Origin of the sequence: Streptomyces toxytricini, from assembly GCF_014649915.1 — a bacterium.
In the GTDB taxonomy this organism is placed as follows: domain Bacteria; phylum Actinomycetota; class Actinomycetes; order Streptomycetales; family Streptomycetaceae; genus Streptomyces; species Streptomyces toxytricini.
Window position 1 is genome coordinate 75,918 of record NZ_BMTY01000008.1, and the last position, 13,286, is coordinate 89,203.

Here is a 13,286-nt window from a genome sequence, read left to right on the forward strand (position 1 = left end):
ATGACCAGCACCACCGAGCAGCTCAGCGCGACGACGCTGCTGCGCTTCGCGACCGCGGGCTCCGTCGACGACGGCAAGTCCACCCTGGTCGGCCGCCTGCTGCACGACTCCAAGTCGGTCCTGGAGGACCAGCTGGAGGCCGTCGAGCGGGTGTCCGCCGACCGCGGGCAGAACACGCCCGACCTGGCGCTCCTGACCGACGGCCTGCGGGCCGAGCGGGAGCAGGGCATCACCATCGACGTTGCCTACCGCTACTTCGCGACGGCGCGGCGCCGGTTCATCCTGGCCGACACCCCCGGGCACGTGCAGTACACGCGGAACATGGTCACCGGCGCCTCGACGGCCGAGCTGGCCGTGGTCCTCGTCGACGCCCGCAACGGCGTCGTCGAGCAGACCCGCCGGCACGCCGCGGTCGCGGCCCTGCTGCGCGTCCCGCACGTGGTCCTGGCCGTGAACAAGATGGACCTCGTCGGGTACGAGGAGTCCGTCTTCGCGGCGATCGCCGAGGAGTTCACCGCGTACGCCTCCGAGCTGGGCGTGCCGGAGATCACCGCGATCCCGATCTCGGCGCTGGCCGGGGACAACGTGGTGGAGCCGTCCGCCCACATGGACTGGTACGGCGGCCCGACGGTCCTGGAGCACCTGGAGACCGTCCCGGTCAGCCACGACCTGACCGCCTGCCCGGCGCGGTTCCCCGTCCAGTACGTGATCCGCCCGCAGACCGCCGAGCACCCCGACTACCGGGGCTACGCCGGCCAGATCGCCTCCGGCGTGCTGCGCGTCGGCGAGCCGGTGACGGTCCTGCCGTCGGGCCGGACGTCGGTGATCGAGGGCATCGACGCGCTCGGCGAGAGCGTCGACATCGCCTGGGCGCCGCAGTCGGTGACGGTCCGGCTGAAGGACGACATCGACATCTCCCGCGGCGACCTGATCGCCCCGACCGCGACGGCCCCGGCGACCACGCAGGACGTCGAGGCGACCGTGTGCCACGTCGCCGACCAGCCGCTGACCGTGGGTGCGCGGGTGCTGCTGAAGCACACCACCCGCACGGTGAAGGCGATCGTCAAGGAAATCCCCTCCCGCCTGACCCTGGACGACCTCTCCCAGCACCCCGAGCCGGGGCGGCTCGTCGCCAACGACATCGGCCGCGTCGTCGTCCGCACTGCCGAGCCGCTCGCGCTCGACGCGTACGCCGACTCCCGCCGGACGGGCTCCTTCCTGCTGATCGACCCGCAGGACGGCACCACGCTGGCGGCGGGCATGGCCGGCGAGTCCTTCGCCTCCCGGGCGGAGGCCGCCCCGGCCGCCGACGACGAGGGCTGGGACTTCTGACCGTGTCCGGCGACATCTACTCGACCTTCGCCAAGGAGGGCGGCCGCGTGGGCAGCGGCGCCCTCGGCAGCGGCCAGGGAGGAGTGGCGCGATGTGTGCGATGACGTACGCGCACTGCCTGCGCGCCCCCTCCCCGCGTGACCGCCGCGAGCCCGACCCGGCCTCGCTCCACAGACGAAGACGTGCGTCCTGAGACGACGTCACGAGAGGAAGCCCTCCCGTGCCTGCCACCACCCGCACCACCGCCCGCAAGGCCCTGCGCCGCGGCCTCGCCGCCGCCTCCGCGCTGCCGCTGCTGATCGGCGCGCTCGCCTCCTGCGGCTACGGCTCCCAGGCCGAGGCCCCGGACGACACGAAGGCCGGCGCCGCGTCCGGCTCCGGTGCGGCGCTGTCCGCCCCCGAGGTCCGCATCGGCTACTTCCCGAACCTGACGCACGCCACCGCGCTGGTCGGCCTCCAGGAAGGCCTGATCGCGAAGGAGCTCGGCGGCACCAAGCTCAAGCCGCAGGCGTTCAACGCCGGCCCGTCCGAGATCGAGGCGCTCAACGGCGGCTCCCTCGACATCGGGTTCATCGGCCCCTCGCCGTCCATCAACGGCTACGTCAAGTCCAAGGGCCAGAACCTGCGGATCGTCTCCGGCTCCGCCTCCGGCGGCGTGAAGCTCGTCGTGAACCCCGACCGGATCAAGACGTTGGACGACGTCAAGGGCAAGCGGATCGCCACCCCGCAGAAGGGGAACACGCAGGACGTCGCGTTCCTCAACTGGATCTCCGAGAAGGGCTGGAAGGTCGACCCGGAGTCCGGCAAGGGCGACGTCTCCGTCGTCCGCACCGACAACAAGGTGACCCCGGACGCCTTCAAGCAGGGCTCGATCGACGGCGCCTGGGTGCCCGAGCCGACCGCGTCGAAGCTGGTCTCCGAGGGGGCGTCGGTGCTCCTCGACGAGACCGAGCTGTGGCCCGACAGGAAGTTCGTCATCACGAACGTGATCGTGTCGCAGAAGTTCCTCAAGGAGCACCCGGACGTCGTCGAGGCCGTGCTCAGGGGCACCGTCAAGACGAACGAGTGGATCAACGCCAACCCGGACAAGGCCAAGGCGTCCGCGAACGCGGCCCTGAAGGCGGAGACCGGCAAGGAACTGGACGCGAAGATCATCGACCCGGCGTGGAAGAGCATCCTCGTCACCGACGACCCCCTGGCAGGCACCCTCAAGGCGCAGGCCGAGGACGCGGTCGCGGCCAAGCTCATCGAGCAGCCCGAGCTGGCCGGCATCTACGACCTGACGCTGCTGAACAAGGTGCTGAAGGAGTCCGGCAAGCCCGAGGTCTCCGACGCCGGTCTCGGCGCCAAGTAAGCCCCCAACGAATCCCCAGGAGGTGACGACCATGGCCACCACGCTTGCCACGGCTGCCGAGGGCGCCGTCGCGGCGGCCGCCCACGCCGCCCGGATCGAGCACGTCTCGAAGTCCTTCTCCGGCCCGGCCGGATCGCAGCTGGTGCTGGACGACATCAGCCTCGATGTCGCCCCCGGCGAATTCGTCACCATCCTGGGGGCCTCGGGCTGCGGCAAGTCCACCCTGCTCAACCTGGTCGCCGGCCTCGACCGGCCCACCGCCGGCAGCATCGAGACCGCCGGCCGGCCCGCCCTGATGTTCCAGGAGCACGCCCTCTTCCCCTGGCTGACCGCCGGCAAGAACATCGAACTCGCCCTGCGGCTGCGCGGCGTCCCGAAGTCCGACCGCAAGGCGGAGGCCGAGCGCCTGCTGGAGCTCGTCCGCCTCGGCGGGGCGTACGGCAAGCGCGTCCACGAGCTGTCCGGCGGCATGCGCCAGCGCGTCGCCATGGCCCGCGCCCTCGCCCAGGACAGCCGGCTGCTCCTCATGGACGAGCCGTTCGCCGCCCTCGACGCCATCACCCGCGACGTCCTGCACGGCGAGCTGACCCGCATCTGGGAGGAGACCAGCCTCTCCGTCCTCTTCGTCACCCACAACGTGCGCGAGGCCGTGCGCCTCGCCCAGCGCGTGGTCCTGCTCTCCTCCCGCCCCGGCCGGGTCGCGAAGGAGTGGACCGTCGGCATCCCGCAGCCGCGCCGCATCGAGGACGCGGACGTCGCGGAACTGTCCCTTGAGATCACCGAGCACCTGCGTGGGGAGATCCGCCGCCATGGCCAGCACTGAAACGAAGGCGAAGACGGACGACCTCGCCGGGCTCGAAGCCGGGCTCGACGCGCTCGACGCCGTCGAGATCCGCCGCACCCCCGTCCGCGAGGTGCTGTTCCGCAAGGTGCTCCCGCCGGTCCTCGCCGTCACGCTGGTCCTCGCCGTATGGCAGGTCCTCGTCTCGGCGGGCGTCACCGACGAGGCCAAGCTGCCGCCGCTGTCCGCCGTCGGCGACAGCCTGGCCGACATGTGGCTCAAGGGCACCCTGTTCGAGGTCGTCTGGACCTCCGTCTCCCGCGGCCTCCTCGGCTTCCTGCTGGCCCTCGCCATCGGCACCCCGCTCGGCCTGCTGGTGGCGCGCGTGAAGTTCGTGCGCGCCGCGATCGGCCCGATCCTCTCCGGACTGCAGTCCCTGCCGTCCGTGGCGTGGGTGCCGCCGGCCGTGCTGTGGTTCGGCCTCAACGACGCCATGATGTACACCGTCATCCTGCTCGGCGCCGTCCCGTCCATCGCCAACGGGCTCGTCGCCGGTGTCGACCAGGTGCCGCCGCTGTTCCTGCGGGCCGGCCGCACCCTCGGCGCCACCGGGATCAAGGGCGTGTGGCACGTGGTGATGCCCGCCGCCCTGCCGGGCTACCTCGCCGGCCTGAAGCAGGGCTGGGCGTTCTCCTGGCGCTCCCTGATGGCCGCGGAGATCATCGCCTCCTCCCCCGACCTCGGCCTCGGCCTCGGCCAGCTGCTGGAGAACGGCCGCAACAACATCGACCTGCCCGGCGTCTTCCTCGCGATCATCCTGATCCTCGTCGTCGGCATCGCGATCGACCTGCTGATCTTCAGCCCGGTCGAGCGGTGGGTGCTGCGCAGCCGCGGCCTGCTGGCGCGGAGCTGACCGGCATGTCCCCCGCCCCCGCCCTCCTCGTCATCGCCCACGGCAGCCGCGACCCGCGGCACGCGGCGACCGTGCACGCCCTCACCCGGCGCGTACGGGCGCTGCGGCCGGGGCTGCGCGTGGAGACCGCCTTCCTGGACTTCAACGCCCCGCGCGTCGAGCAGGTGCTGTCCGGGCTGCACGCGGACGGCGTCCGCGACGTCGTCGCCCTGCCGCTGCTGCTCACCCGCGCCTTCCACGCGAAGGCCGACATCCCGGCGGTGCTGTCCGAGGCGCAGGCCCGGCTGCCCGGGCAGACGGTGCGGGTCGCCGACGTCCTCGGCCCCTCCCCGCTGCTGACGGCCGCGCTGGAGCGCCGGCTGGCGGAGGCGGGAATCACGCCCGCGGACCGGGCCGCCACCGGAGTGGTGCTCGCGTCCGCCGGCTCCTCGGACCCGGAGGCGATCGCAGTGATCGCTGAAATCGCGCGGGAGTGGCGGCACACCGGTTGGTGCGCCGTGCGGCCTGCGTTCGCCTCCGCCTCCCTTCCCCGTACGGAGGACGCCGTACGGGCCCTGCGCGCCGAGGGGGTGCGGCGCGTGGCTGTGGCCCCGTACGTGATCGCCCCCGGGCGGCTGCCGGACCGGATCGCGGCCGGCGCCGCCGAAGCCGGGGCGGATGTCCTGGCCGGCGTGCTCGGCGCGGCCCCCGAGCTGGCCCGCCTGCTGCTGGCCCGCTACGACGGGGCGGCCGCCGCGGGCCGCCGACCGCACGCGCTGTCCGCGTAGGCGGCCGCCCGCGGAAATTCCGGGGCGGGACATCGCCGCCGCCGCTTAGGGTGGGGCCGCGGGCCCGCGCGCGGGCCCGCAGGGTGGGGGGTTGTGGCAGAGCGGGCTATTGCAGCCCGTGGTGCGGGAGGTCCCCCGCACCGCGGTCTAGCGGCCCTGGCGGCCGGACCTGGCGCCGGGCCCCGCGGGTTCGAATCCCGTCGGCCCCCCACCCGCACCCCTTCGCCTTCACACGCGGGCGGCGGCCTCGTCGGCCAGGGCCGTCAGGTCGGCGATCGACATCGAGCCGGGCGGGAGGCCTTCCCGGGCGAAGATGTTCGCCGCGTGCCGCAGCGTCTCGTTGACGGGCGTCGGCACCCCGTGCAGCCGGCCGAGCAGGCACACCTCCCCGTTGAGGTAGTCCGCCTCGATCGTCCCCGTCCCCCGGTACAGGGACTGCCAGGACGATCCGCCGCGCACCGCGTCCGGCTGCCGGACCTTCCCCTCGCGCGCCTCCGCCTCCTCGGCGTCGGAGGCGTACGGGATGCCCGCCGCCAGGAGGGCCTCCCGGCCCTCGCGCCGGGCCCGCAGCACCAGGGCCGCCTTGGCCGGGTCGGGTTCGGGGCCGGTCGTGGCCTGGACGGCGTTGCCGAGGTTGCCCAGCAGCTTGGCGTACTTCCACCGCATCACGTCCGTGACGACGGGCGCGCCGAAGCCCGCCCTCTCCAGGTCCGCGGAGATCCGACGGGCCCGCCCGTCCGCGCCGCCGGCGGCGAGCCCGAGGTGCAGGATGCCGGTCAGCGGTGCGCACAGCGCGCTCACGGTGCCGGGCTCGGTGAAGGTGGCGGGCAGCCACACGCAGACCCCGTACACGCGGGCGAAGCGCCGCAGGGCGAGGCGCTCGCTCTCGACGCCGTTCTGCGCGCACAGCACGGGCAGCCGCTGCGCGGCGGTGCCCCGGCCGGCGACCTCGGCGGCGCCCCAGGCGTCGAGGGCGGCGATCGCGTCCTGCGTCTTGACGGCGAGCAGCAGGACGTCGTCGGGGCGCAGCTCGCCGAGTTCGGCCGGGCCGGTGACGACGGGCAGCCGGTGCACGAGCGGCCCGTCCGCGGTGGTGAGCCGCAGGCCGTCCGCCGCGAGGGCCTCCGCGTGCGCGCCGCGCGCGACGAGCACGACCTCGCCGCCCGCCTCCGCGAGCCGTCCGCCGATGGTCGCGCCGATGGCACCGGCGCCGATGATGATGTAGCGCATGACCGGGAAGCCTGGCACATCCGGCGGGCGCCGTGCGACGCGGTCCCCGGAACCCTCCGCTCCGGACTGCGGCCGCCCACCGGGAGATTGACGCGGCAACCACCCATGTCGGCTGTGCGGCAAGGGGAGTTCCCGGCGCGCCGGGCCGGGTCGGCCGCCGTACGCTGGAAGTGCACGCGCGGCGCGGGAAGCCCCCGCCGGTGTGCGCCCGGACCGTCCGCCGCGGGGCTCGCGCCCCCTTCCCGGCGGGGCCCGGCGGGCTTCCCGCGTCCGAACTCCCTGTGTGAAGGGAGCCTGACGATGGCTGCCACGAACCACGCACCCGCCCCGCCCCGGCCGCAGAGCCCGGAGTCGGGGCTTGCCGCAGGCTACGACCCGGGGTTCCTGGCGGTGGCGGTGCCGCCGCCGGAGCTGGACCCGCAGGTCAAGGAGGACGCGGTCCTGCTGGACGGCTCCGAGGTCGTCCCGTACACCCATTTCTCGCTGGCGCTGAGCTCGTCCCGGCGGTTCGCGCGGTGGGTGGGGTGGAACATCGACGGCGGCAGCCTGAAGCGGCTGGACCGGCGCGGGATCCGCTTCCGCCTGGACCCGCGGCTGCCGGCTTCGGCGCAGGTGGACAACGAGCTGTACCGGGACCGGGACGGCAGGCCGAACCGGCTGGACCGCGGGCACGTGGCCCGCCGCGCCGACCTGGTGTGGGGGCCGTTGGAGGAGGCCCGCCAGGCGAACCGGGACTCGTTCTTCTACACCAACATCACGCCGCAGATGGACGACTTCAACCAGAGCCCGCGGGCCGGTGTCTGGGGCCGCCTGGAGGACGCGGTGTTCGAGGAGGTGGGGGTCGACGGGCTACGGGTGTCCGCGTTCGGCGGGCCGGTGTTCCACGACGACGACCGGCTCTTCCGCGGGGTGCGGATACCGCGCGAGTTCTGGAAGGTGCTCGTCTACGGCGACCGGGGCGCCCTGAAGGCGAAGGCGTTCCTGCTGACGCAGGACCTGGTGCTGACGGAGGCCCTCGACCTGGACGAGTTCCGGGTGTTCCAGGTCGCGGTGGGCGAGGTCGAGAGCCGGACCGGGATCCGGTTCGCGGCGGCGGTCGCCGGCGCGGAGACGGTGGCGGTGCCGGAGTCGGCGGCGGTGCGGGCCCCGCTGGAGGGCCTCGCCGACATCGACTGGGACTGACGGGCCGGGCGTCCGACTGCCGCCCGGCGGGGGTGGGGGGTGGGGGTCAGTCGGACGTCATCTCGACGAGTTTCACCACCGTGTTCCAGTTCCGGGTCGTCGCGTCGATGCCCTTGGTCAGGGCCGGCCGGGCGAGGGCCTCCGCCAGCTTGGAGCGCCCGAGCCCCTCGGGGGCGTACAGGTAGAGGACCCGGTCGCCGAGGCGGAACTCCTCGGGCAGGTGGGCCTCCCGGTCGATCCCGTCGAACCGGGAGGCGTCGGGCTGCTCCGACAGGAACGTCGCGTGCAGCTGCTTCCCCTCCAGTTCCGCGGCCGGGAAGGGGCACGCCTCGGCGACGGCGCGCAGCCGGGCGCCGTCGAGGACGAGGCAGGCGACCGCGAAGCCGAAGCGGGCCTCGATGGCCTGCTCCAGTTCGCGGGCCAGCCCGTCGGCGTCGGTCCGCGCGCTGGTGAAGACGGCGTTCCCGCTCTGGAGGTAGGTGCGGACGTCCCCGTGGCCGAGTCCTTCGAGGACCTCGCGGAGTTCGGCCATGGGCACCTTGCGGCTGCCTCCGACGTTGACCCCGCGGAGCAGGGCGGCGTACGTGGTCGTCGTCGGCTTCTTCGCCGTCCGGGTGGTCATCCTCGAACGATAGTCTCGATGAGGTCGGCGGCGCGCCGGGTGCCGCCCTCGGCTGCCATCTCGGCGCGGATGCCCTCGGCGCGGGCGGCGACCTCCGGGTCGGCGGCCAGCGCGAGCACGGCCTGCCGGAGGGTGGCGGCGTCCGCCTCGTCCATCGGGACGTGCCGGGCGACGCCCAGCGACTGCAGCATGTCGGCGTTGCCGAACTGGTCGACGGCCTGCGGGACGGCGACCATCGGGGTCGCCGTGGCGAGGCCCTCCTGGCTGCCGCCGGCGCCGGCGTGGGTGATGAAGGCGTCGGCCTGCCGGAGGACGTCCAGCTGGGGCACCCAGCGGTGCACCTCGACGTTGGCGGGGACGTCACCGAGGTCGGCGGGGTCGGTGAACCTGCCGATCTGGAGGACGACGTGCCAGTCGGGGAGGCCCCCGAAGGCTTCGATGCACGCCCGGTAGAAGCCGGGCTGCTTCGTGAACGTCGAGCCGAGCGAGACGAGCAGCACCTTCTTGCCGGCGGCGGCCTCCGGGCGCTGCCAGGTGCCCTGGCCGCTGCGGTCGCCCTGGCAGGCGCCGACGAAGGTGTGGACGGCGGGGTCGACGCGGTCGGCGTGCGGCTGGAGGACGCGGGGGATCAGGACGATGCTGCGGCGGGGCCGGCCGACGAACCGGTCGGGGTCCTCGTCGATCCCGTTCTCGGCGAGCCAGGCGGAGAAGCGGGCGTAGTACGCGCGCCCGCGCTCGGAGGCGCGCAGCCCGGCGGTCATGGGGGCCGCCACCTCCTCCTCGTAGCCCTCCCAGGCGACGAGGTTCGGGGAGAGGGAGACGGCGGGGACGCCCCACCGGTGGGCCAGGACGCGCGCCGGGTAGGCGGTGATGTCGTGCAGGACGAGGTCGGGCTCGTCCCCTTCGAACGCGGCGGCGAGCTGGGGCAGGGCTTGGACGGCGTCGTCGAGGAAGGGCTCGATGTTGTCGATGAGCTCGGTGCCCCATGCCTCGGGCTCGTCGTCGGTGGGGAGGGTGGAGGTCCACACGACGGGGGTGGCGCCGGTCTCGGCGACCTTCTCCGCGAAGGACGCGGGGATGGCGTAGCTGACGCGGTGGCCGCGTGCGACGAGCTCCCGGATCACCTCGATGCTGGGATTGACGTGCCCGTGGGCGGCGATGGAGAACATGGCGATGTGGGCGGGCTTCGCTGCGGTCATGCACCCACCATAGCGAGACGAGACGTCTCGTTCAACTGTTTTTGATCACGGCGCCCCGGGCGGGCGTGCGAGACTGGGCCGCCGGACCCGGCCCCACGCAGGGCGGCCGGCAGGGATGCGAGAGGGACGACGACACCGCATGGACGAGGCGCTGGCCCGGGACGTGTTGGACGCGGCGGGCTTCACCGCGGAGCCGGCCCTGCTGGCGCTCGGCGAGAACGCGGTCTTCCGTACGGGCGACCTGGTGGTCAAGGTCGGCCGCGAGGCGGCCCTGATGGAGCGGGCCGAGCGGGAGCTCGCCGTGGCGGCCTGGCTGGAGCAGGCCGGGATCCCGGCCGTCCGGGCCGCGGAGTCCGGGGCCCGGCTGGTCGCCGGACACCCCGTCACGGTGTGGCACCGGCTGCCCGACGCGGTCCGCCCGGCCGGCCCCGCCGACCTCGCGCAGCTGCTGCGACAGCTCCACGCCCTGCCCGCACCGCCCTTCGCGCTGCCCGCGCGGGACCTGCTCGGCGGCGTCGAGCGCTGGCTGCGCCTCGCCGGGGACGCGGTCGACCCCGCGGACGCCGCCTACCTGCGGGCCCGCCGCGACGCGTACGCCGACGAGGTGGCGGCCCTCGCCCCCTGCCTGCCGCCGGGCCCGATCCACGGCGACGCCCTGCCGCGCAACGTGCACGCCGGCCCGGACGGCCCGGTCCTCGTCGACCTGGAGACCGTCTCAGCCGACCTGCGCGAGCACGACCTGGTGGTGATGGCCCTCTCCCGCGACCGGTACGGCCTCCCCGACGCGGCGTACGGCGAGTTCACCGCCGCGTACGGGTGGGACGTGCGCGACTGGGAGGGCTGCGCGGTCCTGCGCGGCGCCCGCGAGACCGCCAGCTGCGCCTGGGTGGCCCAGCACGCCCCGGCCAACCCGCGCGCCCTGGCCGAGTTCCGCCACCGGGTGGCCTCCCTCCGCACGGGCGACACCGCCGCCCGCTGGCACGCCTTCTGACCCCGCCTCGGGATCCGGCGCCGGGGCCGCCCGCCCGGCCGGAGACCGCCGGGTGGGATGATCCCTCCCGCAACGGGATGCGCCGCAGGCGCGCAGACGAGCGAGGGACACGATGACCGACCACCAGGCCGCCGCCATGGCCGTGCTCGGCCCCGGCCGGAACCGGTACGCCGATCCGGCTGCCTGGGCGCAGCTCCACGCCGAACTCGGTTTCGAGCTGCCGGGCGACTACCGGGTGATCGTGGACGCCTACGCCCCCGTCCGGCTCAACGGCCACCTGTACCTGAGCCACCCCGCAACGGAACGCCGGAACCTGGGCCGGTGGATCCGGCAGACGGTCCGCGCCTGGTCCGAGGTGGACTGGGACGACGTCGCCCCCGACGAGGATCCTCGCCTGCTGTGCGGACTGAAGAGCCTGCGCTTCGGCGGCGACGACGGCCTGTGGCCGTTGGCGAGCACCGACCGCGGCGAGACCGTCTTCCTCGCCGATGCGGGCACCGCGTCCGCCTGGCTCCTCGTCGAGGACGGGGAAGGCGGCTGGACCCGTTACGACATGGGCTTCGCCGAATGGCTCCACCGCTACCTCGTCGGCGAAGACACGGCCGGCCCGAACAGCTCGGCCTTCCACCCCGGCCCCGTGGAACTGGTGAGCCTCCCGATGGCCCCCGAGGACCGCCCGGCCCCCTGGTACGGGCCGGACCGCGGCATGTGAGCCACCGCCGGGGTCAGGCCGGGGCGGGGACCGCGCCGCGCAGGGGCCACGCCGGGTCGACCACCGCGTCCGGGGTGCCCTGGCGGCGCAGGTAGGACTGGAAGTCGCGGGCCCAGCGCTCGTGCCAGGCGCCCTGCCGTTCGTGCAGCGCGTCCGGGCTGAGGGCGGCGACCTGCGGGTGCCGGGCGGCTATCGCCCGGGCCACCTGCACCGCCGCCAGGGCGTCGGATCCGGCGTCGTGCGCCCGGTCCAGGACCACCCCGTACACCGCACAGGCGGCCTCCAGCGTCCGCTTGCCCCGGCGGTAGCGGTCCACCGCGCGGTCGATGGTGAGCGGGTCGACGACGGGACCGGTCGCCGGGCCGCCGAGCCTCTCGGCGAGCGACGGCAGCCCGTACCGGGCCAGTTCGGCGGCGAGGAGGGTCAGGTCGAAGGCGGCGTTGTAGGCGACGACGACGGCACCCTGCCGCCAGTGGCCCACGAGGTCTTCGGCGACCTCCTCGGCGACCTCGCGCGCCGGGCGGCCCTCGGCGGCGGCACGCTCCGTGCTGATCCCGTGGATCGCGGCGGCCTGCTGCGGGATCGGTATGCCCGGGTCCGCGAGCCAGCAGCGCCGCCCGAGCACCTCGCCGGCCCGGACCTCGACGACCGCGGCCGTGACGATCCGGGACTCCCCCGGCTCGGTCCCGGTCGTCTCCAGGTCGAACCCGATCAGCACACCGCCGTGCCAGTCCCCCATGACGCGCCCCTCCCCCGCACCCGTACGCCCCCGTGCGGCGGCGACGTCCCTCTTCGGTCAACGGCTTTCAGCCTGCCACGGGGGTCTGACAGCTCACGACACCGGCCGTGAATCCTGCCAAATCGACTCGAATTCCTCCCGATACGTAGGGAGAAGTCCGTTTTCGGTGTCGCGTGTGGCGTCCCGCGCGCCGCCGCCCCGCAGGACCAGCACCGGCGCCTCCATGCCGCGCGCCCGCCGCAGGTACGACTGCACGACGGCGATGCCCGAGCTCTCCCCCTCCACCAGGTAGGCCGTGAAGCGGGGGGTCTCGTCGAAGACGTGGATCTCGAACCGGGAGGGGTCCTTGAGCCTCGCCCTCACCCGCCGCACGTGCAGGATGTTCATCTCGACCGAGCGGCTCAGCTCGCCCTTGCGCAGCCCCAGCTCGCGCTCGCGCCGCTTGACGGCGCTGCTCGCCGGGTTGAGGAACAGCAGCCGGACCCGGCAGCCCGCCTCCGTGAGCCGGACGAGTCTTCGGCCGGAGAAGTTCTGCACCAGCAGGTTCAGGCCTATGCCGATGGCGTCGAGCCGCCGCGCCCCGCCGAAGAGGTCCTCGGCGGGCAGCTGCCGCTGGAGCCGCACCCGGTCGGGGTGGACGGAGACCACGTCCGCGTACCGGTCGCCGACCAGGTCCTCCACGGCGTCGATCGGCAGCCGGTCCGCCGAGGGCGAGCCCGCCCCGCCGCCGAGGACCTCCAGCAGGCGGGCCGACGCCCGTTCGGCCTGCTCCAGCACCGCCCGCGACAGGGCCCGGTTGCGGGAGACGACGTTCCGCGTCACCTCCAGCTCGTCCAGCGCGAGCTCGATCTCCCGCCGGTCGTCGAAGTACGGCTCGAAGCAGGGCCAGTGCTGGACCATCAGCTCACGCAGCTGCGGGAGCGTCAGGAAGCTGAGGACGTTGTCGTCGGCCGGGTCGAGCAGGTAGCCCTTGCGCCGGCTCACCTCGCGCACCGCCACCGCCCGGTGCACCCACTCCTGGCCGGCCGGGCCGGCCGCGGCGACGACCCAGTCGTCCTCGCCGTGCACCGGCTCGTAGATCGGCCGCAGGACCGCCCCGACGACCGAGCGCAGCCGCTGCTCGATCAGGTTGAGCCAGATGTACGCCCGCCCCGCGCGCTGGGCCCGCGTACGGACCTCGCTCCACGCGTCGGCGCCCCAGTCGAGTTCGGCCCCGGCCCGGATGACGGCCGTCCCCGGCCCGGGCGCGGGCGCCGCCGGGGACACCGCGCCGGACGGCCCGCCCCCCGGGCCCCCGGGACCCGCCGGCCCGCCCTGCCCGGCCCCCGCCGACCCACCCGGAACCCCACCCGGCACCCCGCCGGACGCACCCCCGGGTGCGCCTCCTGGGGCGTCCGCCGGGCCGCCCTCGTGACCGCTGTCACCAGGGGGCAGCTCCAGACCTCCCGAGCTCACCCGTGCACC

At 74.4% G+C, this 13,286-nt stretch carries 12 protein-coding genes and 1 pseudogene; 8 read left to right on the forward strand and 5 right to left on the reverse strand.

The window, feature by feature from the left end:
• The 5 genes from IE170_RS12070 to IE170_RS12090 all read left to right on the forward strand — a co-directional run bounded on the left by IE170_RS12070 (window position 1) and on the right by IE170_RS12090 (window position 5,147).
• Window positions 1–1,332: a sulfate adenylyltransferase subunit 1 gene (locus IE170_RS12070; protein ID WP_189809331.1), complete on the forward strand. Its 1,332-nt coding sequence runs from the start codon at window positions 1–3 to the stop codon at window positions 1,330–1,332.
• 220 nt (window positions 1,333–1,552) lie between these two features.
• Window positions 1,553–2,686, forward strand: a complete 1,134-nt coding sequence (locus IE170_RS12075) for an ABC transporter substrate-binding protein (RefSeq protein ID WP_189809332.1) — start codon at window positions 1,553–1,555, stop codon at window positions 2,684–2,686.
• 31 nt (window positions 2,687–2,717) lie between these two features.
• The gene (locus IE170_RS12080; RefSeq protein ID WP_223857147.1) at window positions 2,718–3,509 is read left to right on the forward strand and encodes an ABC transporter ATP-binding protein; all 792 of its coding nucleotides are present in this window, start codon (window positions 2,718–2,720) and stop codon (window positions 3,507–3,509) included.
• Window positions 3,496–4,380: an ABC transporter permease gene (locus IE170_RS12085; protein ID WP_189809334.1), complete on the forward strand. Its 885-nt coding sequence runs from the start codon at window positions 3,496–3,498 to the stop codon at window positions 4,378–4,380. Before IE170_RS12080 ends, IE170_RS12085 begins: the two co-directional genes overlap by 14 nt.
• Before the next feature lie 5 nt (window positions 4,381–4,385).
• Window positions 4,386–5,147 carry a sirohydrochlorin chelatase gene (locus IE170_RS12090; RefSeq protein ID WP_189809335.1) on the forward strand — a complete coding sequence of 254 codons (762 nt, stop codon included), beginning with the start codon at window positions 4,386–4,388 and terminating at the stop codon, window positions 5,145–5,147.
• A gap of 228 nt (window positions 5,148–5,375) precedes the next feature.
• On the opposite strand, the gene IE170_RS12095 is transcribed toward IE170_RS12090, so the two are convergent.
• Window positions 5,376–6,377 (reverse strand): ketopantoate reductase family protein, encoded by a 1,002-nt coding sequence (locus IE170_RS12095; protein ID WP_189809336.1) that lies wholly within the window; start codon window positions 6,375–6,377, stop codon window positions 5,376–5,378.
• Window positions 6,378–6,677: 300 nt separating this feature from the next.
• Here IE170_RS12095 and IE170_RS12100 point away from each other — a divergent pair, with 300 nt between their 5' ends.
• Window positions 6,678–7,559: a DNA/RNA non-specific endonuclease gene (locus tag IE170_RS12100; RefSeq protein ID WP_223857146.1), complete on the forward strand. Its 882-nt coding sequence runs from the start codon at window positions 6,678–6,680 to the stop codon at window positions 7,557–7,559.
• A gap of 46 nt (window positions 7,560–7,605) precedes the next feature.
• Here the strand turns inward: IE170_RS12100 and IE170_RS12105 are convergent, their stop codons facing one another.
• Together IE170_RS12105 and mgt are read right to left on the reverse strand one after the other, a co-directional pair.
• Complete coding sequence (locus IE170_RS12105; RefSeq protein ID WP_189809338.1) at window positions 7,606–8,181, reverse strand: DUF1697 domain-containing protein; 576 nt, start codon at window positions 8,179–8,181, stop codon at window positions 7,606–7,608.
• Window positions 8,178–9,415: pseudogene (mgt, locus tag IE170_RS12110) on the reverse strand (macrolide-inactivating glycosyltransferase). Before mgt ends, IE170_RS12105 begins: the two are co-directional and overlap by 4 nt.
• A 104-nt stretch (window positions 9,416–9,519) precedes the next feature.
• Here mgt and IE170_RS12115 point away from each other — a divergent pair.
• Both IE170_RS12115 and IE170_RS12120 read left to right on the forward strand, forming a co-directional pair.
• Window positions 9,520–10,371, forward strand: a complete 852-nt coding sequence (locus IE170_RS12115) for a phosphotransferase enzyme family protein (protein WP_189809340.1) — start codon at window positions 9,520–9,522, stop codon at window positions 10,369–10,371.
• A 112-nt stretch (window positions 10,372–10,483) separates the two neighbouring features.
• A complete protein-coding gene (locus tag IE170_RS12120) occupies window positions 10,484–11,083 on the forward strand; it encodes an SMI1/KNR4 family protein (protein ID WP_189809341.1) in 600 nt (199 codons plus the stop codon).
• 13 nt (window positions 11,084–11,096) lie between these two features.
• On the opposite strand, the gene IE170_RS12125 is transcribed toward IE170_RS12120, so the two are convergent.
• Together IE170_RS12125 and IE170_RS12130 are read right to left on the reverse strand one after the other, a co-directional pair.
• Entirely contained in the window at window positions 11,097–11,822 is a 726-nt protein-coding gene (locus IE170_RS12125; RefSeq protein ID WP_189809342.1) for a 3'-5' exonuclease, read from the reverse strand.
• Window positions 11,823–11,915: 93 nt separating this feature from the next.
• A complete protein-coding gene (locus IE170_RS12130; protein ID WP_189809343.1) occupies window positions 11,916–13,277 on the reverse strand; it encodes a DUF5919 domain-containing protein in 1,362 nt (453 codons plus the stop codon).
• Window positions 13,278–13,286: the final 9 nt, after the last annotated feature.